15 protein-coding genes are annotated in these 19,658 nt (G+C 63.5%); 7 read left to right on the top strand and 8 right to left on the bottom strand.

The features are described from left to right. Window positions 1-129 precede the first annotated feature (129 nt). Both KBC96_12375 and KBC96_12370 read left to right on the top strand, forming a co-directional pair. A complete protein-coding gene (locus KBC96_12375) occupies window positions 130-1,734 on the top strand; it encodes a SpoIIE family protein phosphatase (GenBank protein ID MBP6965192.1) in 1,605 nt (534 codons plus the stop codon). A 91-nt stretch (window positions 1,735-1,825) separates the two neighbouring features. Continuing rightward, the gene (locus KBC96_12370; GenBank protein ID MBP6965191.1) at window positions 1,826-2,563 is read left to right on the top strand and encodes a phosphodiester glycosidase family protein; all 738 of its coding nucleotides are present in this window, start codon (window positions 1,826-1,828) and stop codon (window positions 2,561-2,563) included. Between the two features lie 6 nt (window positions 2,564-2,569). Here the strand turns inward: KBC96_12370 and KBC96_12365 are convergent, their stop codons facing one another. Then, the gene (locus tag KBC96_12365; GenBank protein MBP6965190.1) at window positions 2,570-4,042 is read right to left on the bottom strand and encodes a sulfatase-like hydrolase/transferase; all 1,473 of its coding nucleotides are present in this window, start codon (window positions 4,040-4,042) and stop codon (window positions 2,570-2,572) included. Window positions 4,043-4,282: 240 nt separating this feature from the next. On the opposite strand from KBC96_12365, the gene KBC96_12360 reads away from it, so the two are divergent. Continuing rightward, window positions 4,283-5,512 carry a hypothetical protein gene (locus tag KBC96_12360; GenBank protein MBP6965189.1) on the top strand — a complete coding sequence of 410 codons (1,230 nt, stop codon included), beginning with the start codon at window positions 4,283-4,285 and terminating at the stop codon, window positions 5,510-5,512. A gap of 8 nt (window positions 5,513-5,520) precedes the next feature. On the opposite strand, the gene KBC96_12355 is transcribed toward KBC96_12360, so the two are convergent. The 3 genes from KBC96_12355 to KBC96_12345 form a co-directional block, all read right to left on the bottom strand. Beyond that, entirely contained in the window at window positions 5,521-7,479 is a 1,959-nt protein-coding gene (locus KBC96_12355) for a hypothetical protein (GenBank protein ID MBP6965188.1), read from the bottom strand. Window positions 7,480-7,820: 341 nt separating this feature from the next. Beyond that, window positions 7,821-8,570, bottom strand: coding sequence for a hypothetical protein (locus KBC96_12350; protein ID MBP6965187.1), 750 nt, complete (start codon window positions 8,568-8,570; stop codon window positions 7,821-7,823). Then, the gene (locus KBC96_12345) at window positions 8,567-9,847 is read right to left on the bottom strand and encodes a 2-hydroxyacyl-CoA dehydratase (protein MBP6965186.1); all 1,281 of its coding nucleotides are present in this window, start codon (window positions 9,845-9,847) and stop codon (window positions 8,567-8,569) included. Before KBC96_12345 ends, KBC96_12350 begins: the two co-directional genes overlap by 4 nt. A 468-nt stretch (window positions 9,848-10,315) precedes the next feature. Here KBC96_12345 and KBC96_12340 point away from each other — a divergent pair, with 468 nt between their 5' ends. Together KBC96_12340 and KBC96_12335 are read left to right on the top strand one after the other, a co-directional pair. Next, complete coding sequence (locus KBC96_12340; protein ID MBP6965185.1) at window positions 10,316-12,871, top strand: sodium/solute symporter; 2,556 nt, start codon at window positions 10,316-10,318, stop codon at window positions 12,869-12,871. A 39-nt stretch (window positions 12,872-12,910) separates the two neighbouring features. Further along, complete coding sequence (locus KBC96_12335) at window positions 12,911-14,026, top strand: exo-alpha-sialidase (protein MBP6965184.1); 1,116 nt, start codon at window positions 12,911-12,913, stop codon at window positions 14,024-14,026. Window positions 14,027-14,157: 131 nt separating this feature from the next. Here KBC96_12335 and KBC96_12330 read toward each other — a convergent pair whose 3' ends face one another. The 4 genes from KBC96_12330 to KBC96_12315 form a co-directional block, all read right to left on the bottom strand. Then, entirely contained in the window at window positions 14,158-14,358 is a 201-nt protein-coding gene (locus KBC96_12330) for a type II toxin-antitoxin system HicA family toxin (GenBank protein MBP6965183.1), read from the bottom strand. Continuing rightward, window positions 14,355-14,561, bottom strand: a complete 207-nt coding sequence (locus tag KBC96_12325; protein MBP6965182.1) for a 2-oxoisovalerate dehydrogenase — start codon at window positions 14,559-14,561, stop codon at window positions 14,355-14,357. The genes KBC96_12330 and KBC96_12325 overlap by 4 nt, the downstream gene beginning before the upstream one ends. Window positions 14,562-14,657: 96 nt before the next feature. Beyond that, entirely contained in the window at window positions 14,658-17,225 is a 2,568-nt protein-coding gene (locus KBC96_12320) for an SMC family ATPase (protein MBP6965181.1), read from the bottom strand. Between the two features lie 50 nt (window positions 17,226-17,275). After that, on the bottom strand, window positions 17,276-18,514 hold the full coding sequence (locus KBC96_12315) for an exonuclease SbcCD subunit D (protein MBP6965180.1): 1,239 nt from the start codon (window positions 18,512-18,514) through the stop codon (window positions 17,276-17,278). A 175-nt stretch (window positions 18,515-18,689) separates the two neighbouring features. Between KBC96_12315 and wrbA the strand changes: the two genes are divergently transcribed. Both wrbA and KBC96_12305 read left to right on the top strand, forming a co-directional pair. Next, window positions 18,690-19,298, top strand: coding sequence for an NAD(P)H:quinone oxidoreductase (gene wrbA, locus KBC96_12310; protein MBP6965179.1), 609 nt, complete (start codon window positions 18,690-18,692; stop codon window positions 19,296-19,298). Between the two features lie 36 nt (window positions 19,299-19,334). Next, window positions 19,335-19,658, top strand: a 324-nt coding sequence (locus KBC96_12305) for a pyruvate dehydrogenase (acetyl-transferring) E1 component subunit alpha (GenBank protein ID MBP6965178.1), incomplete at its 3' end; no start/stop codon positions are given.

Genomic DNA, 19,658 nt, shown 5'->3' with positions numbered 1-19,658 from the left:
GGCGCCTCCGCCGACGCGGGCGACGTCAGCCCCGTTTTCACGATATCCACCTTGGCCGCAACCCCAAGTACAGGGGACAAGCTCTCGTTCATCCGTGTCTGTGAGGTACGAAGTTCCATGCGACGCGGTATGTCAATCAAGCAGAGGCTGGCTTTCGGCTTTGGGGCGGTGCTTGCGGTGTTCGCGATCGCCGCGCTCATCCTGAGCCGGGAGATGGCGTCGGACCGCAGGATGACCGAGAGAATCGCTGACGACTTCAGCACCCACGTCGCGGCCGCCCACACTCTCGCTTCGGCCGCGGAGATCGCGGCGACTTCGCTTCATGGGTATGCCCTTACCGGCGAACAGGACCTGCTGGAAGCGTACAAGCGGTCGGCGGCCCGCAGGCAGGCTGCGTTGCGCGAGATTCGGGGCACATCCGGACTATCTGATGCCTCGATGATCGCCGATTTGTCCGGCGCGGTCTCTACCGCCGCCCTCGAGGAGCGCCGAGTGATTGCCCTCTGCGCCGCTAACCGCAGGGACGAAGCTCGCCGGTGCTGCCAGGACGCAGTACTGCCCGCGGCCGACACTGCCATATCATCGGTCCTGAGACTCGCATCCGTCGGAAGCGACCGAATACAGGCGGCCACCCTTCAGGTACGCGCTTCGGAGGCGCGGCTGAACGGCGTATTCCGCCTAACCTTGATAGCGGCCTTCGCTCTCGCCCTTGCGTTCATCTTCGCCACGGTCAGATCGGTGAGCCATCCGGCCAGATCAATCGCGAGGGCGGCTAGAGCCCTTGCGAACGGCAACTATGAGCGCGCGCTCCGACTCGCCCCGCACAGCGATGCCGGAATGGGTGAGGACACCAGGGACGAGCTGACCCTTATAGCGGTGGCGTTCCGCCAGATGGCGGCCGCGCTCAAGAAGAGGGAAGAGGCGCTCACGGCTAAGAACGCGAGCCTCTCACTCGAGCGGACGGAGCTGGAGCAGTACGCTACCCGAATGGAAGACAGCTACAGGAAGCAGCGCTCGATCGCCCACACCCTGCAGGACGCGTTCAGACCCTCCGTCGAGCCGCGGATCGGCGACTTCGAGATCGCGCACGAGTACATCCCGGCGCAGAGCGAGGCACAGGTCGGCGGCGACTTCTACGACGTGATAACGTTGGGCGACGGAGTTCTCGGGATCGTGATCGGCGACGTGAGCGGCAAAGGGATAGGCGCCACTATGCATACCGCGATGGCACGGTACATGCTGAGAGGCATCGCGTCCGAGGAGTCCGACCCGGCTTCCGTGCTCTCCAGACTCAACAACACTATCACCCAGACCGTCCAGTGCGAGGTCTTCATCACCATGTTCTACGGGATTCTCGACACACGCGAGCGCAGGCTCCGCTATGCCAACGCCGGCCATGAACTGCCGCTGCTGCTGAAGGGAGACTCCGGCAAGTGCCTGCCCCTCGAGACCACCGGCCACCCGATGGGCATCTTCCCGAGCGTGGAGTACGGCCTCAAGGAAATGCAGCTCGACGAAGGAGACTCATTGGTGCTGTACACGGACGGTATCACGGAGGCCAGGCAGGGCAAGGAGTTCTTCGGCCAGGACGCACTTCACGCGAGCCTGTCCGAAGCGCGCGGGTTGTCAGCCGAGGGAATGATTGAGCAAGTCCTCGGCCACGTCGCCGACTTCGCCGGCGGCCCTCTTCAAGACGATGCCGCGATGGTAGTGATCAAGTCCGCGCAGCAGTGACGCCTCACCGAGTCTCGTCCCGGCGGCGAAGGAGATTACCCCGACAGCATCGTACTCTTACCCCGTGCCCGTACTCGCCGGAGGAGAGGCTTTGCCCAGAAAGAGGTCCTGCTGTTCACCGTGCTGCATCGCCGTCCTGGTGCTGGCGGCCGCCCTCGCGGCACTCCTCTTCATGTTGTATCCCCGAGACACTGAGCCCGCCCCGCCGCCCGCGCGCGGCCTGCGCGTGGTCGAGATTGACCTCGACAAGGGATACCGCGTGGAACCCGTCCTCGCCGAGAACAGAACGGAGGGCGACCTCTTCCCGGAGATGATGACTCGCCTGAGGCCCTACGCCGCGATCAACGGCACCTTCTACGACCCTGAGAAACGCCCTCTCGGAGACGTCGTCATCGGCGGCAGGCTGGTGAACCGCGGCCATTACCGCACAGCGGTCGCCGTAACGGACGACGGCAAGGTGGTCTTCCGCCACCGCAGCGGCGGCCGGTTCGACTGGTCAGGATACACGGCCGGACTTGCGGCCGGACCGAGGCTTGTTCACAATGGGAAGATCGCCTGCGATCCCGTCGCGGACGGCTTCGGCCCGGGAAGCGTGACTTTGGAGGCATCGCGGTCGGGGGTAGGGATCACCGCCGACAACCGGCTCATTCTGGCGACTATGACGAAGGCTGTCACGCTCCGGGGGTTCGCGCAGATAATGCTCGATCACGGATGCGTGGAGGCGATGAACCTGGACGGGGGCGGCGCGTGCGGGCTCTACCGCGACGGGAAGATCCTCACTCTGCCGGGCATGCCGATGGCAGGCATTCTGGCGGTGTTCGAAAAATGATGCCGTTCAGACCCGGGGCGGCTCCTTCAACTCGCCGGGCATATACTCGTAGAACGTCGTGCCGTCCGGCCCGCCCATGAGCCCCCCCTGCCCCGCTCCTGTGACGATACATCCCCTGCCGTCGCGAATGGGATCGGCCCAGCGCGAGAACCATCCCTCCAGCCGCGCGAGCATCTCCTCGATGGTCGAGGCGCATCCCGCGTCCGAGACCAGGTTTGTCATCTCGCGCGGATCAACCGAGAGGTGATACAGCTCGTTCGGCCCATCCGGGTAGCGGTGGACGTACTTCCAATCCTTCGTCCGCACCATTCGCACCGGGCCGTACTCGTCGAAGACGACCACCTCGTCCCGACCGGCTTCCTCTTTGCCCATCAGCAGCGACACGAAGCTCCTTCCCGGGAGCTTCTCGGCCTGCGGGTTCTCAATTCCCACATAATCCAGAAGCGTCGGCATGAAGTCGTACTGGCTGAGCATCTCGGAGCAGACGACTCCCTCCGGCACTCGGCCAGGCTGCGAGACGATGAACGGCACTTTCACCGACTCCTCGAACATGTTGAGCGGACGCGTCCCGTTCCCCTTGCCGTAGACTCCGTGGTGGCCCATGCACATCCCGTTGTCGCCCATGAAGACGACCAGCGTCTCCTCGCGAAGGTTGTGCGTCTCCAGCCAGTCGAGCAGCCTTCCGACGTTCGCATCCATCGCGGTGACGGCGGCGAAGTATCCGCTCAGCATCGTCCGCCGTCTCTCCGGAGTGTCGGCGAACCGCTGGACCTTGCGCACCCATTCCGGCGGGATCTCGGTGCTCGGCACCGAGTCGAACCGGCAGTTCTCGAAGTAGTCGTCCCATCTCTCCGCGGGGTGGTTCTCCCGGTTCCACGGCGCGTGCGGCGCGGTGTAGTGCACGCTCAGGTAGAAGGGTTCCCGTCGCATCTGTCCCATGCTGTCCAGAAACCCCAGCGCGGTATCCGTTATCGCATCGGTAACGTACCGGGGCTCCTCGTAAGTCTCGCCGGCGTGTACCATCGGCGCGCCGTAGTACGGCCCCCCACCCTTGGAGTGAACCTCCCAGAAAGAAAAACCTTTCTGCGGATGATGGCAGTCCCCGAGATGCCACTTCCCGCTTATCGCGCAGGTGTAGCCCGCCGCCGCGAGGTAGTCGGTGTATCCCGGCATCCCCGCTAGGTACTCGATCAGCCGGCCGTCACCCTCGGGCTCGTACTTAGCGATGGTGTCGCCGGTCCGGAGCCAGTCGTGGACACCGTGGGCCGACGGGATTCGCCCCGTCACGATCGACGCGCGCGCGGGGGAACATACGGGCGACGCGCAGAAAAAGCTGTCGAAGCGCACGCCGGTCTTCGCAAGGCGGTCGAGGTTGGGGGTGCGGATCTCGTCGTTCCCGGCGCATCCCATCGCCCACGGCCCCTGATCGTCGGTCAGAATGAAAAGGATGTTCGGCGTACTGACTTCTGCGGACTTCATGCGGGCTCCCTCCGTAGGACAGTCTGATGGGAGAATACCATCGGGCAGCGGGAGTGTCAAGGTACGCAGCGGCGCCGTGCCCCGTATTATTTCCGGGTTTTCGCCCGTCTCATTGACAGGCGGAGGGATCGGGTCTAGAATGTATCGTGTATCTGCCAATAACTAAGCGCCGTCCCATCGCGCAGTGCGTCTGACCGTTCCAGGAAGTACACCCTTGCACCCGGAGGCCAAGAAAACGCCATGCGGATACTGATCCTCTGCCTCGCCTCGGTGATGATGCTCGCCGCGCCGTCGTGCGCCCAGAGCTACTGGTACAGCTTTGAGAACTCGATGGACGGATGGGCCGCGGATGCCGCCGACGCGATGCCCGGCCCCAACTGGTACATCAATCCCTCTCTGGACCGCGCCACCGCCGGCCAGTGGTCGCTCATCATGCACATGGACAACTATAACGACGCGACCAAGATCTGGATCGAGAAGTCGTTCATCGTTCCGCCGGGGCGGGTCTACGACGTCTCCCTGCGGTGGAGTTTCGCCAGCCGCGATTGGGGAATGGCGAACCTCTTCAACATCATCGCGTCGGTGGGCGGCAAGGATCCCGAATCGATGGCGGATTTTGTGACCATCGGCCACACGGGAAACGGAGCCAGTTCCGATATCGGCTACAAGTGGATGACGAAGACATACACGAAGCAGGTCACGCCGGCTTCCGTGGACGGTCTTGGATCGGGTGTCATCTGGATCGGGCTCGGGGTATGGGGAACGTGGGAGACTCCGAGGACCTACTATCTCGACAACCTCTACGTTGACATCTCGCCCGCGGTCGCGTATCAGACCACCACGATCGCCGGCGCGAGGGCGTTTCCGGACGGTACGAACGTCACCATCTCGAACGTGGGCGCGTCATCTGCCTCGAACGAACTGGCCGGACGCATGTATGCCGAACACGCGGACCGGAGAGCGGGAATTGCCGTGGAGACGACGCCGAATCCGCCGCCGATCGCAAGGAACATGCTCCTCACACTCAAAGGAACGCTCGGCACGGAAGGCGGCGAGCGAATCCTCAACAATGCGCTCATCTCCGCGCCGGTGGCGGCCGGCCCGATCCCGATCTACCCGATCTTTCTCACGAACAGGGACTTCGGCGGCTCGACATTTGGCTCGTATGCTCCCGGCATCGAGGGCGCGATCGGACTGAACAACGTCGGCCTGCTGGTGACGGTCTGCGGGCGCGTCGTAGACTCGGGCGTCGGGTGGTTCGCAATCAGTGACGGCAGCCGCGCCGCTTCATGCGGGAAGAGCGCGACACCCGGGCTCGCCGTGGGCTACCCGCTCTGGATGGGCAACCCTCCCCCGACTGGCTGGTACGTGATGGTGACCGGCCCTAGCGGCGCGTTCGAGTCCGGCGGGACGGTCTACCCGATACTTCGCCCGCGCAGTCAAACGGACTTGTTGGTCCTCTCTCAGTAACGCCCGTACTACCTCGAATCTCCAACTGGCGTCTGATCTTTCGGACCGCATTTCGGCACGGAGAAACCGAACTCCCTCGTCGAACCATCCGCATAGGTGAATACCATCGTGTACGGTACGCCGTCCAGAGACGAGAACGTCCTTACGACCGATCCCGAGCCGGGTCCCTGCGCAGTCTGCGCATTCTCTAGTGCGACAGAGCCCCCTGGCGGAAGATTCGGCCTCAGGCCGGGCGGAATCCCCTGCGGCGATCCTTCCTTCACCGCCGCAGTGACGGGCGGCTCGGGGTTTGTCTCCATCTCCGGCGCCTCTTGCGGCCTGTCGAGCCTTACTGACGGCGGGGCGGTGGTCCAGATGCCGACTTGGGCGTCTCCAGTCGGCTGAGTGCTGATCGTGAAGAAGTTCGCCGGCCGGAAGAATACCTGCGCCAGTGCCGCTCTCTGCTCCGGGGAGAACGCATCCACGACGGTAGCGCCGGACAGGGCCGCCCTGCGCTGAGACTGCGACAGCGTGCCGAAAAGGCGAAGCGCGGCGGATTGCGCGCTGGGCAGGCGGCGCCCAAGTTCCAAGTACGGCCCGAACTGCGTCAGCGTCGATGCCTGATGCTCGTTCAAGGCCGCGATATCAGCGCATTGGTCGAGGCCGAGGCAACCAGTCTCTTTGTATGCTGCAACCCACGGCTTCAGCGATGCATTCGGGATCTCAGCTAGGTCGGCGGAATAGACGTCTCTCGCACGAATATACAGGAACTTGCCGTCCCATCCCCAGTCAGCCGTCTGGACAAATATGACGGCGCTTGGATCGTCCGACGACATGGCATTGAGGATGTCCATAGGCGAAGAATCCTCGGAGATCGTCCAGCGATTCCAGTAGCTGTAGTGATCGGCGATTACCTGAATCCCGGTCTTGCGGTGAAGGACCTCGAGCACGTCGGATTTGTTCAGCAGGCCGGTGCGCGCATCCGGAGGGTAGGATTCGGTCTCCGCAACGAGGTCGGCGGTCGTGATGCCGGCCTTCGCTTCGAGGGCTGAAACGTTCCCTGTTCGAGGAAGGCTGCGGGGAATAATGCCCTCGCTGAGCACCCTCCGGGAGAGCTGCACCGGGCGCGCGTAGGGCATAAGGCCGTGCCCGCTGCCTGATGCCAGGACGGTCGCCGAAACGTTGAGCATCCTTCCCTGCACGCGGACAACGATGTTGACGGCCACAGACTCAGGGTCGGGCTCCGTGGTCTCATTTTCCGCTGCTGGCAACGACGTCAGCACCTTGATCTCGCCGGGACTATCCTTCAGGGATTCCACCATTGCCGTTCTGAGGCTTGGCGGCACGGTCCATTCCGGCTCGCCCGACCGGGCGTCGAACCTTACGGACACGCCGGGCTTGGTCAGGGCGCGGAAGGAGTCCGGAAGACCGGCGATCAGAGATGCGCAGTACCCAATCAGGGGATTCTTCTCAAGCCGGGTGAGAGCGGAGAGTCTCGCCCTCGACTCTGCTGTATCCTTGCCGCGAAGATCAGCCTTCGACTGCTCGAGTTCCAGCGCGGACATCCGGACGGCACTCGCAATGAACTCGATCTCCTGCAAGGAAGCTTTCCAAGCCGCAGCTACTGCTTTATCGCGCTGATTCGACAGTTCCTTGCGCAACTTCTCATCCTGCCAGATCTCGTATATCCTGCCCGTGGAGTAATCATTCGCCGCCCAGTAGTACCCGAAGGTCGCTGACAGACCCGCCATCACCTCTCGAAGCGGCTTGTCGTCCACAAAGACCGTGGCCTTTTGCTCAGCGATGTCCTTGCTTGCCCTAAGTCGAACGCCGGTCTGCTTCTCCAGCGCCAGCATGATGTCCGCGAGAGCTTCCCCCTTCACGGCGAGCGTCACAGTCTTGTCGAGCGCGACGTCATCGGGAAGGTCCGCACCCATGCCTGCCACGACGGCGAGCAGAACCAGCGCTATAACCAGAACGCACTTCATGCAAATACCTCCAGTGTTCAAAGCAGTCGGGTGGAGACGCGGGAATCGCGCATCATCTCTTTAGACGCATCCGCATGCCAGAACATCACCGGTGGTTTGGCCTTTTTTCGGCCGCTGATACTCCTGCGGTCCTCGGCCGTGACGATCGGGCAGTGGAAGCAAGTTCGTCGCGGCCTCGGAGAGCAGACGAAGCGGTCTCAGTTTGACGGCACAGTCCGGGCGAACCTGGGGCAAACGGTCAGGCGCATGGTGGATTTCGGCGTGGGATGGTCTGCGATCGAAGGCGCGCAACGCCTCACCCCCCTCCCCAACCCTCCCACTCAAGGAGGGGAAGTGCACCCCTACGTGCCCTGAGCGTGGATGGCGGCGCCGAGAGCGGGGATGAACTGGCAGCGCTCGTGCACGATCAACCGGCGGCCGAGCCTGCTCTCCAGAAGCGGCGTAACGCAGGGATTGAGCGCGACTCCTCCGGCGAGCATGATATCCCCCTCGTCGAGCCGGATCGTGCGGGCGAGAGAGGCGATCCGGTCGGCCATAGCCTCGTGGACAGCGCGGGCGATCTCTCCGCCCCCCACCCCGCGGGCGATCAGCGAGATGACCTCCGACTCCGCGAAGACGACGCACATGGAGTTCAGGCGGATGGCCGCCGCCGCATCGCAGGCGGCGCGCCCGAACTCCTCGATGCCGAGGCCGAGAGTCTGCGCCATGAACTCCAGGAAGCGGCCGGTCCCGGCGGCGCATCGGTCATTCATGACGAAGTTGCCGATGCCGCCTCGGGCCCCGAGCGCGATCACCTTCGTATCCTGCCCGCCGATATCAATCACGCTTCTGCATTCGGGTTGGAGGAAGTGCACCCCCATCGCGCAGGCTTTGATCTCAGTGAGCGCGAGGTCCGCAAGATCCTCACTGGCCAAGTGGCGGCCGTAACCGGTGGCGGCGAGGCGGTCGAAGCGGCGGCCGTCAATGAGCGCCCGGGCGGCCCCGAGCGGATCTGCCCCCGTAGGACGCAGCATCCACTCGCAGGGCCGCCCATCGTCCAGGATCACCAGCTTCGCCGTGCGGGAGCCGATGTCGAGCCCGGCGGAGATCATCCGATGCGCTCCATGAACGCTTCGACACGCGTCTGGATCTGCCCGGCGTCCTCCATACCGTAGTCGGTCTCGATGCGGAGGACCGGGATGCCCGCCGCTTCGAGCGCCTTCTCTACCCGAACGCCCTCGACGTTGTACGTGTGACAGAACTGGAGTGTGTAGTAGATCACGCCATCCGCCTTGTAGTCCCGGACGAGGTCCTTGATCTGCTCGATGCGGCCCTCGTTCGGGGTGAAGCAGGCGCAGTTCGTCTTGAGATATCGGTCCGCGATCGCGGCGAGCTGTGCCTCGACTGAGCCGCCGGGATCGTCAACGTAGTTCTCGAAGTAGCGCGTGCCGGTGCATGTCTCCTCGGCGACGATGTTCGCGCCGCTCGTCTCGACGACGTGGTGGAGCTTCCAGTTCGGCACGGCCATCGGGCATCCGCTCACGAGAAGCCTCGGGGCGTCGGCCTTCTGGGCCGAGACTCCGTCTGCGGCGCGGGCCTCGCACTGGTCCACCAGGGTGTTCACGGACTGCGTGAACCGGGCAGCATCGTCATAGAACGCGACCTGGCTGACGAGAAGCGCGTCCCTTCCGCTGATCGGCGGCGGGTTGGTCTTGCGGGTCTCGTAGAGCCTGGCAATGGCCCTGCGTTTGTCGTTCGCCAGCTTGATCCCCTCGGAGAGCTTCTCGGCGGTGATCTCGTTGCCGGTGAGTTCCTCCAGCTTCGTCTTGAGTGCGGCGACTTCCTTCATCCAGGTAGCACGGCCGGACTCGCTCTTGCGGTGGGGAAGTTCCATGACGTGCGTGGGGGTGTCTTCCGCGATGATCTCCCAGGTCTTCTTCTTGCCGTCGCATGTGGTTTCAGCGACTAGCAGATCACAGCTCTCGAAATACGGGCAGAGCTTGCTCTCCTTAAAGCCGACGAACGACTTGATGAGCGGGCAGAGGTTGCGGGGCAGGATCGCTTCGGCGTCGGGGATGCTGAACTGAGCGCCCCCGCATAGCCCGACGGGAACCGCGCCCGCAGCGTAGATCAGTTCGTCCGGGACATATACGCAGAACGTCCCGACGACCTTGCCGCCGTTCGCCTTGTGCTCCAGAAGTTCGCTGACCCTGTCGCCGTGGATCTCGGCGATGACGGCGTCGAAGTATGCCATCGCGGGCGGGCGGTTCTCCTGCGACATGTAGATCGCGGGGTAGACCTCCCTGAGGACGTTCAGTAGTTCACAGTGGCGCTCGACATCGAGCCCGAGTGCGCGCCACATCTCGAGATTGACGGTTCTTTCTTCCATGGTTCTGGTTTCCTTCCATACGGATGGTGCCGTGGTGGCGTGTGTTGCCGAATCAAACTGAACGGCTGGTGACGCGCGGGCGGGGAGAACGACCGGAGAAGCGGTAACCGGGTGTCTGGTGTCAGGCGTTGGGTGTCAGGTTGTGGGTTCCGGGTTGTCGGCCAGGTGTCTCGGAGTTTCCCCAACAACCATAAACCTCCCAACGGGCGGGCAGGAGGCGGCGGCTTCGCCGTTGCCGGTTCTCACGCACGGACCGTGCGTCAAGCGAGTTGCGACTCAATAGACGACCGATGTACGCATTGTCCTGCCCACCTCCTCTCAAGGGTCGGCTGAGCGGGGATTGCTTCAGCCTCCTGCGTAGTATACCCCGCCCGACGGCCCGGTGCAAGGCATCGGTCGAGACTTGACCGCACCGGAAGCTGAACGTATACTGTCGGCGACGAATACTTCTACACCGAGGGACCGCCGATGCCTAGATCCGCCGCAGGGACGCTCGCACTCCTCGCCGCATCTGTCATCCTCGCCGCCGTGCCGCTCCATGCCGACGACACGCCTCGAATGTTCGACTGGAACACTCTGCCCGCGCTTCCGATGCCGCTCTCCGGTCACTTCGCGGGGACGAGCGGCGGCGCGCTGATCGTCGCGGGCGGGACGAACTTCCCGGTGTCGCTCTTCGATGGCGGCACGAAGGAGTGGTACGATTCGGTCTATGTCCTTCCGAAGGGCGAGAAGACTTGGCGGAAGGTGGGAACGCTTCCCCGCTCCCTCGCCTACGGCGGGTCGGTCTCGACCGAGGCGGGGCTGATCTGCATCGGGGGCGGGGATGCTCGCAGGCACTACTGTGATGTGTTCCGCCTCACCTGGTCCGAAGGGCGCGTCAGGCGAACCGGACTTCCTTCGCTTCCTGAGCCGGTTGCATTCGGCGGCGCGGCCCTGCTCGGCGAAGCGGTCTACGTCGTCGGAGGACAGGACAGCCCCGCCGCGACCGATGCGACGACCCGGGTAAGAATGCTCGACTTCTCCATAGCGGGCTCGCAATGGATGGAGATCGAACCGATCCCAGGACCGGGCAGAATCCTGCCGGCCGTCGCCGCGCAGGACGGCGCCCTCTATGTGTTCGGCGGGGCTTCCCTCCATCCCGGCCCCGACGGCAAGGCGGTGAGGACATATCTTGCCGACAGCTACTGCTACCGCCCCGGCAAGGGATGGAAGCGGGTCGCCGATCTGCCGTCTCCGGTGACCGCCGCTCCCAGCGCGGCATACGGTCCCTCTCACATCCTCGTCTTCGGCGGCGACGACGGGCTGCTAGTCAACCGCGTTCAGGAACTGAAGGACACGCACCCCGGATTCAGCCGCAGAATCCTCGCATACCACACGATCACGGACACATGGGCCCATCTCGGCACGCTTCCGAAGGGGCTCGTCACGACGAACGCCGTAGCTTGGGAGGGAAGCATCGTGATCCCCGGCGGAGAGGACCGCCCGGGCCACAGGTCGGCGGAAGTGCTCGGCGCGAAGGGCATGAAGCCGAAGGGACACTTCTTCCCGCTCGACTACGGCGTCCTGATCGCATATCTGCTCGGGATGGTGCTGATCGGATTCATCATCTCCGGCCGCGAAAACACGACCGACGACTTCTTCCTCGGCGGTCGAAGGGTGCCGTGGTGGGCGGCCGGGCTCAGCATCTTCGGCACTCAGCTCAGCGCGATCACGTTTATGGCGATACCGGCGAAGGTCTACGCGACGGACTGGGTCTACATCCTTGGGAACATGTGCATCGTGCTGGTGGCGCCTCTGGTGGTTTTCTTCTACCTCCCGTTCTTCCGCAGGCTGAACGTCACGACGGCGTATGAATACCTGGAGAAGCGCTTCAACCTTCCCGTGAGGCTCTTCGGCAGCGCTTCGTTCATCCTCTTGCAGGTCGGGCGGATGGGGATCGTCCTGTTCCTTCCAGCTATCGCGCTCTCGGCGGTGACGGGGATCAGCGTAACGACCTGCATCATAGTTATGGGGGTGCTGGCGACCCTGTACACGGTGCTCGGCGGAATCGAGGCGGTGATCTGGACCGACGTCGTGCAAGTGATCGTCCTGCTCGGCGGCGCGATCGTCAGCCTGCTGGTGGTGATCGGGAAGCTCGGATGGGGCGTCGGCGACGCGTTCGCAGTGGCGCAATCGGCAGACAAGTTCCACACATTTAACTGGACGTGGGACATCACTACGGTGGCGGTATGGGTCGTCGTCGCCGGAAACATCTTCAGCAACCTGGTGCCGTACACCGCGGACCAGGGCGTGATCCAGCGCTACCTCACCACGAAGGATGAGCGTGCATCGAGGAAGGCGATCTGGACGAACGCGGCGCTCTCCATCCCGGCGGCGCTGATCTTCTTCTCGGTCGGGACGGCGCTCTGGCTCTTCTACCGGAGCCATCCGGGCCTGCTTAACCCATCGCTCTCGACCGACGCGATCTTCCCCTTGTTTATCGCGATGGAGCTTCCGGCGGGGATCACCGGGCTCGTGGTCGCGGGACTCTTCGCGGCGGCGATGTCCACCTTGGACAGCAGCATGAACAGCGTCGCGACGGCGATCGTCACGGATTTCTACCGCAGATTCAGGCCGGACGCTCCCGACAGGAGATGCCTCAACCTCGCAAGGTGGCTCACCGTGCTGCTGGGCGCCGCGGGAGTCGGAACGGCGCTGTGGATGGCGAACAGCGGGATCAAGTCGCTGTGGGATATGTTCATCACGATACTCGGTCTGACCGGCGGAGCGCTCGCGGGGATGTTCATCCTCGGGATCTTCACCCGGCGCGCTCACGGGACGGGCACGCTCATCGGAGCGATCGGCGGGGCATTCACGCTCTACCTGGTGCAGAGCCGCACCAGCGTTCACTTCTTCCTCTACGCGGCGGTGGGGATCGTCGCGTGCGTGATGATCGGCTACGCGGCGAGCCTGATCATCCCCGCCAAGACGCGCGACCTGACCGGCTTGACGATCTACACCATAGACGACAAGGAGAAACCATAGATGCCGATCCAGACGATACTCATATCCGCGGCCGCCGCGATGCTGCTCGCCGGCGCGTGCCTGGCCGACGCTCGGATAGTCACGAAGACCTGGGACGACCCGGAGAATACCGTCGTCTTCAGGTCGGGCAGAGGCGGCTACCATACCTACCGCATCCCGGCGCTGATCGTGACGAAAGAGGGCACGCTGCTCGCGTTCTGCGAGGGGCGGAGGAACGGACGGGGCGACTCCGGCGAGATCAACACGCTTCTCCGAAGGAGTCTCGACGGCGGGAAGACCTGGGGGCCGGTGCGGAAGGTGGCGGTTGACGGACCGAACACGTTCGGCAACCCGTGCCCGGTGGTTGATCAGTCTACCGGAACGATCTGGCTCACTCTCACGCACAACATCGGCGAGGACCACGAGTCCGAGATCAAGATGGGGACCGGCAAGGGCACACGCACCGTCTGGATCTGCAACAGCACGGACGACGGCGCGACGTGGAGCACGCCGGTCGAGATCACCGCCTCGACCAAGAAGCCGAACTGGGCATGGTACGCCACCGGGCCGGGTGTCGGCATCCAGCTCCGGACGGGCCGGCTCGTGATCCCGTGCGACTACGCGCTCCTCGGCACCCGTGACTACGGCTCGCACGTGATCTACAGCGACGACAAGGGCGAAACGTGGAAGATCGGCGGCGACGTCTTCCCCAGGGTCAACGAGTCGCAAGTCGTCGAGTTGGAGGACGGCTCGATGATGCTCAACATGCGGAGTTACCAGGGACAGTTCTGCCGCACGGTAGCCGTCAGCAAGGATCAGGGGCTGACTTTCTCTCAGGGCAAGCCGGACGAGACTCTGGTGGAGCCGGTCTGCCAGGCGAGCTTCCTCAGGTATACGACGAAGTCCACGCACGGTAAGAGCCGGCTGCTCTTCTCGAACCCTGCGAGCCTCAGGCGGAACATGATGACGGTCAGGATGAGCTACGACGAAGGGAAGACGTGGCCGGTGATGAAGCTTCTCGATCCTCGGTTCGGCGCATACTCCTGCCTTACGGTGCTGCCGGACATGGATATCGGGCTGCTGTATGAGTGCGGAGACAAGGACGCCTACGAGACGATCACATTCGCGCGCTTCGGGCTCGACTGGCTGACGGACGGGGAGGACAAGCTGCGGTAAACACACCGCCGTCCCTGAGCGTATGTGCCGGTGCGGGTGGTCGTTGGATGAACGGGGATCTCATTCGGAAGCCCCTCTGCTGATGCGGCTCAGCCGAAGAGTTTCGAGGCCACTACGTCTCGTGCGAGTCCCTAGTGACCGGCCACGGCGTCCAGGATAGATGCCAGAGTGCCGACGCGAAGCGGATCGTGTTGAGGAATGGTGACGTGATGCTCGCCGTTGCGGCTGCTGACGAGTCGCATATGACTTCCGGTCTGTCGGATAATGGAATACCCGAAGGCCGATAGCGCCTTCGCCAGTTCTGTCCCTGAGACGTCGCGAGGAAGCCTCATGCCGCTATCACTTCTTCCTGCACGAAATGCAGGCGGATCACTCTCGGTCGTTTTCCTTCGTCGAAGTGGCAGCGAACTGCGTCCCGCACCATCTCGTGAAGCCCAGGCATGTCCTCGGCTTCGGTAAAGATCGCTTCCCCGAGCGCTCGGGCCGTGTATCCACCCTCAGGCGCCTCTTCCACAACAAATATGATCTCTTCCATGTCCAGCCTCCGTCGCACATCGGTCGCAGCTTAGTAGTACGCCAAACAGAGAGCAATCCCTCCGTCATATCATTCCGCATCCGCTCCGAGTCCCGTTCATCCCACTGCGATCTGGCTGCCCTGGGAGTCCTTCGTGATCTCGATGCGGGTCGGGAAGGCGTCCTTGAGTTCGTCTATGTGCGTGATGACGAGTATCTTTTCGAAGTCGTCCTTGATCGAGTCAATCGCCTCCACGAGCTTCTCGCGTCCCTTCCCGTCCTGGGTGCCGAAGCCCTCGTCTATGATCAGGGCCTGAAGCGCGGCGCCGGCTCGACGGGCAAGCATCTTCGATAGCGCGATACGAATCGCGAAGTTCACCCGGAACGCCTCCCCGCCGCTGTAGAGCTCGTAGCTGCGGGTTCCCATGTCGTCGCTCACCTTGATCTCGAGCGTCTCTTTGATGCCGCCCGCTGTCTTGTCCTGGACCGTCTCGAAGCTGATCTGCATCGAGTTGTCGGTCATCCGCGCCAGCAGTTCGTTCGCCTCGTTCTGAATCTCGGGGGTGGCGTTCTCGATGATCAGCGCCTGGACACCTTTCTTCCCGAAGGCGACCACGAGATCGGCGTATACGGCCTTCTCCCTCTTTGCCTGCTCGAGTTCCTTGCGTCGGACGGCGGTCTGCTTTCGAAGCGTCCTGCACCGCTCCACGGACTGCTCCAACCGCGCGATTCGGCCGGTCAACTCGCGGTCGCTCTCCCTCAGAGCGCCAACAACCGCTGACGCCTGCGGCAACTCCGAAGCAACTGCCGGCAGGTCGGCCGCCGCGGCCTGCAGTTCCCGGATCTCCTGCTCGGAGTCGGCAATCGCCTTGCGGCGCGCGGCGATCAGAGCAACGGTGCCCTCCAGGTTCGACTCGTCGGCGGGAAGGTTCTCCTCGGCGGTCTTTAGAGCCGCCGCTCGAGCCTCGAACTCCTGCAGGTCGGCAAGACTGCTCCTGAGCGCACCGTGTTCCTTCTCGTCGTAGTTGAGGCCCGCCATCCTGGATTCGATATCCTTCGACTGAGCCCGGATCCCGAGCGCATAGTCCTCGGAATCGAGCTTCTTCGCGATCTCGGCAAGGCGCTCGCGGAGCCGAGGCTCGCCCTTTCGCGCCTCGGCGGCGTCGGCCGCGACCTGCTCGGCCTGCGCCAGGCGGTTGCGTACGTCGAGGCCCGCCTTGAGCGTCGCGTCGAGTGACTTCATCTCCGCATGGGCGGAGTCGCGCCTGCGCTTGGCCTCCGCGCCTTCGGCCCATGTGCGCTTCTGAGCCGCCTCGGTCTCTTCTATCCGACGGCGGTAGTCAGCGATTACACTCTCGTGCTTCTCGTGGCTGAGTTCGGTCTTGCAGAGCGGGCACTCGGCGCCGGGCTGGGATATCAGACCGAGCTTCTCTGTGAGATCGGCCAGAGACTCCTTGAGCTGGGCGTTCTCAGTCTCCAGTCGGCCGAACTGCTCGCCGGCGGAGCTGATCTCGGCCTGCAGGGCCGTCAGTCTTGCAGCCGCCTCATCAAGCTTCGCGACCTGCTCCCGCAGCGGCTCGATGTCCTTCGTCGCGACCTCGGCCTTATCGAGTCGAACCTTGAGGTCGGCAAGTTCGCGGCTGACGGAGTCTCGCTCGGTCTCAAGCTTGTGCTTCTCGGCAGAGACCGCCTGTTCGAGGCGGCCCATCTCGTGCTCCAGCTTTCGGAGTTCGTCCAGAAGGCCGTCGAGCTTCACGATCCGCTCGCGGGTCTCATTCAGGCTCTTGACGCCCTTGATGATGCGTTCCTTGTCCGCAAGTACTTCCCGTCCGCAGGCGACCCGACGCTCCTGGTCTATCCGCTGAGAGTCGAGGCTGCGCAACTCGCTCTGCACCGAGACAACCTGAGCCTCCACCTGCTTGATCCGCTTCGACTTGGCATCGAGATCGGCCTGGCGCCGCTGGAGGTCGCGGACCTGCTCCTCGGCCTTCGACAGGTTCACTTCGAGGGATTCGCGCTCGGTCTTCGCTCCTGTGAGCTGAGACTTCCACTCGTCCTCGTGTACCAGTTCGGACTCGGACTGTTCGATCTCCCGCGCAAGTTCGCCCGCGCGCCGATCGGCGTCGTTCCGGCGGTCCTTTGCCTTCTGCTCCAGGATGTTGTACCGGCTGAGGTCGAGGATATCGGCGAGAATCTTCTTCCGCTCGTGGGACGACTGCCTGGTGAACTCGTCCGCCCTGCCCTGCTGGATGTAGGCCGAGTTGATGAACGTCTTGTAGTCCATGCGAAGGATGCGCGTGATCTGGTCTTCGGTCTCGCGCTTCCCCTGCCCGGTGAGGGAACGCCATCTGGTCTCCGACAGCCCCGCGCCGGGGTCCTCCGCGATCTGGACTTCCCACAGGTTGGCGGACGCGCGCTTGCCTCGACCCCTTATGACGCGGTAGAGATCCTGGTTCAGTTCGAAGTCGAAGGTGACGCGCATCTCCGTCCTTCCGGCGCGGATCAACTCGTCGGACCCGGCGCGCGCCTTGTCCCAGAGCGCCCAGGTGATGGCGTCCAGGATCGCGGACTTGCCGTTCCCGTTGTCGCCGCAGAGGCAAGCGAGGTGGATGCCGGTCAGGTCGAGCGGCATCACGTTCTCGCCGTAGCTCATGAAGTTCTTCAGCTCGAGCCGGATGGGGATCATGGGTTGTCCTGAATGTCAGACCGGCCGATATGGTCGCAGACGTCAGTCGGCTAGCTCACTCGCTCATCCGCAATCAGTTCCTGGATCAGCGGATTCGCGTATTCCATCAACTCGGACTTCCGCTCGCGAAAGTCCTCCCTGGTGTCGAAGTACATGTCGAGCGCCCGGACCGGGTCGAGACCCTCGTTCAGGAGCTTGTTGCGCGTCAGTTTCTGGTCGTCCACGGCCTCGCGGGTGAACGAGACGACCATGAACGCCCCGTCGAGAGCCTCCCTGATCTCTGCCTCGCGCACCTGTTCCATCCTGGCTCGCGGGGCGCGGTAGATCAGCTTCACGACCGCGCCTTCGATCTCGTGCTCGCCGATCGCCTTCAGTATCCTCTCCGTCGGCTCGTCCACGTCCGCGTCAACGTCTATCTCGACGAACCGCCGGGCGTCTACTGTGACATGCTCATACTCCGCCGAGCCCTTCGTCACGGTGGCCAGGACGAAGCCCTTCGGATCGTCCTTCTCCCCGAAATCCATGCGGTCGGTGCTCCCGCAGTAGACGACCGGGGGCTGCGCGCGCTTGTTCAGGTCCTGGAACTTGTGGATGTGGCCCATCGCCACGTAGTCGAACTCCGAGCGGGCGACCGTGCTGACTAGCATCTCCGGCTCGGCGACGTTCAGGTATGACGGCCGCGAGCCGACTTTCGCATTCTTCAGCCAGAAATGGCCGAGCAATACGGAAGGGATGTCGGCCTCGAGCTTGCCGATCAGGTACTCGATGTACTCGCCGTACTTCTCCACCATGAGTTCGGTGATCTCCTCGATCGTCTTGTCCCGCAGTTCGTCTCGCGTCAGGACGTTGCTCCTGAGCAGGTACGGCATTCCGGCTACCTGCACGGGACCCGCATTCGTTTCGACGCGGAGCACCTCGGGCCTGCTGATGACGTGGACGTTCTCGACGCCGAGCGCGCCGTATATCTCGAGCGCATTCGCGCGCGCCTTGGCGTTGGGCACGTCGTGGTTGCCGGTGAGCATCACCACGGGTACCCCGGCCTGAGTGAGCTTCCGAATGCAGGAAGCGAACTCGCGCTGATGAGTCTGGCTGGGATCGCGGGACTTGTAGGCATCGCCCGCGAAGAGAGCGATATGCACCCCCCCGGCAAGCGCCTTGTCGCACGCGTCGTTGAGCGACTTCCTGAAGTCGAGCAGGCGCGTGTTCAGGCCGGTCTCCGGGTCCTGCTTTCCGTAGGTCTCGACGCCGAAGTGAACGTCGCCGAAGTGCATTATCTTGATTGGAGCCATGGATTCCTCGGCGCAGTCTCTGTCTGAACGGTCTTACATGCCGACCGATGCCTGATTATAGCACACGGCAAGGCCGGCCTGCACTCCCTGGGAGCGATCAACGGCTCGGGAAGTTTACCGGGCGCCGTAAGCGGGAACACTCTACCTGAGTCGAGTTCATCACGGAGGTACTGATATGGAAATCCTGGTTCTTTTCGACAGCAAGGGAGGGCACGTCTACAAGATCGCGCAGGGCATCGTCGAAGGCATCGAGCAGGTGGACGGCGTCAAGGCGCGGGTTCGGCGGGTGAAGGAAGTCACCCCGATGGAAGTCATACGGGGCAACGCGAAGTGGTCGGAGTTCTACGATTGGAAGGAAGCGAACGTCCCCGAGGTCACCCACGAAGACATGACCGAGTGCGCCGGTCTCGTGATGGGCTCCCCGACCCGCTACGGCAACGTGACCCCGGCCCTCGGCAATTTCATCGAGTCGCTCGGACCGCTCTGGACGAACGACTCGCTCTTCGGCAAACCGGCCGGCGTGTTCACGAGCACGGGCACCATGCACGGCGGCCAGGAGACGACGCTCGTCTCGATGTACTTCGCCCTCGCACACCTGGGGTATATAATCGTCCCGGTCGGGTATGCGGAGCCCGCCGTCGCGCGCACTTCCCGCGGGGGCACTCCCTACGGGGCCTCGAACATGGCGGGGATGCCCGACGAGTGGCCCGACGAGATGGAGCTCTCGGTGGCGCGCGCTCTCGGCAAGCGCGTCGCGGAAACCGCAAGGAAGCTGAGTGCATGAGCCGCATATGTCCCATGGGACCCACAGGAGTACCCGATGACACCCGAACAGCAGAAGACCGTCTGGGATAAGAACGAACTCCTGGATATGCACCGCAAGATGGCGCTGATCCGCGTTTTTGAAGAGCGCGCGAACGAGATGTACACGAAGGGCAAGATCGGCGGCTTCCTGCACCTCTACATCGGGCAGGAAGCCGTAGGCGTCGGGTTCATATCGGCGCTCCGGGAGGACGATTATGTCATAGGCGCGTACAGAGAGCACGGCCAGTGTCTCGCCCGGGGAAGCGATCCGAAGCACGTGATGGCCGAGCTCTACGGCAAGGCCACCGGCGTTTCGAAGGGTAAGGGCGGTTCGATGCAC

The sequence above is a fragment of the Armatimonadota bacterium genome (assembly GCA_017993055.1).
GTDB lineage: Bacteria > Armatimonadota > UBA5829 > DTJY01 > DTJY01 > JAGONM01.
This window is presented reverse-complemented; position numbering and strand designations above follow the sequence as displayed.

What these genes read in the sequence shown, in the direction of transcription:
- KBC96_12360 (MBP6965189.1), top strand. Translation starts at nt 4,283, where the DNA reads ATGCGGATACTGATCCTCTGCCTCGCCTCGGTGATGATGCTCGCCGCG.
- KBC96_12365 (MBP6965190.1), bottom strand. Translation starts at nt 4,042, where the DNA reads ATGAAGTCCGCAGAAGTCAGTACGCCGAACATCCTTTTCATTCTGACC.
- KBC96_12325 (MBP6965182.1), bottom strand. Translation starts at nt 14,561, where the DNA reads ATGGAAGAGATCATATTTGTTGTGGAAGAGGCGCCTGAGGGTGGATAC.
- KBC96_12345 (MBP6965186.1), bottom strand. Translation starts at nt 9,847, where the DNA reads ATGGAAGAAAGAACCGTCAATCTCGAGATGTGGCGCGCACTCGGGCTC.
- KBC96_12340 (MBP6965185.1), top strand. Translation starts at nt 10,316, where the DNA reads ATGCCTAGATCCGCCGCAGGGACGCTCGCACTCCTCGCCGCATCTGTC.
- KBC96_12315 (MBP6965180.1), bottom strand. Translation starts at nt 18,514, where the DNA reads ATGGCTCCAATCAAGATAATGCACTTCGGCGACGTTCACTTCGGCGTC.
- KBC96_12330 (MBP6965183.1), bottom strand. Translation starts at nt 14,358, where the DNA reads ATGAGGCTTCCTCGCGACGTCTCAGGGACAGAACTGGCGAAGGCGCTA.
- KBC96_12375 (MBP6965192.1), top strand. Translation starts at nt 130, where the DNA reads ATGTCAATCAAGCAGAGGCTGGCTTTCGGCTTTGGGGCGGTGCTTGCG.
- KBC96_12355 (MBP6965188.1), bottom strand. Translation starts at nt 7,479, where the DNA reads ATGAAGTGCGTTCTGGTTATAGCGCTGGTTCTGCTCGCCGTCGTGGCA.
- KBC96_12335 (MBP6965184.1), top strand. Translation starts at nt 12,911, where the DNA reads ATGCTGCTCGCCGGCGCGTGCCTGGCCGACGCTCGGATAGTCACGAAG.
- KBC96_12320 (MBP6965181.1), bottom strand. Translation starts at nt 17,225, where the DNA reads ATGATCCCCATCCGGCTCGAGCTGAAGAACTTCATGAGCTACGGCGAG.
- KBC96_12350 (MBP6965187.1), bottom strand. Translation starts at nt 8,570, where the DNA reads ATGATCTCCGCCGGGCTCGACATCGGCTCCCGCACGGCGAAGCTGGTG.
- wrbA (MBP6965179.1), top strand. Translation starts at nt 18,690, where the DNA reads ATGGAAATCCTGGTTCTTTTCGACAGCAAGGGAGGGCACGTCTACAAG.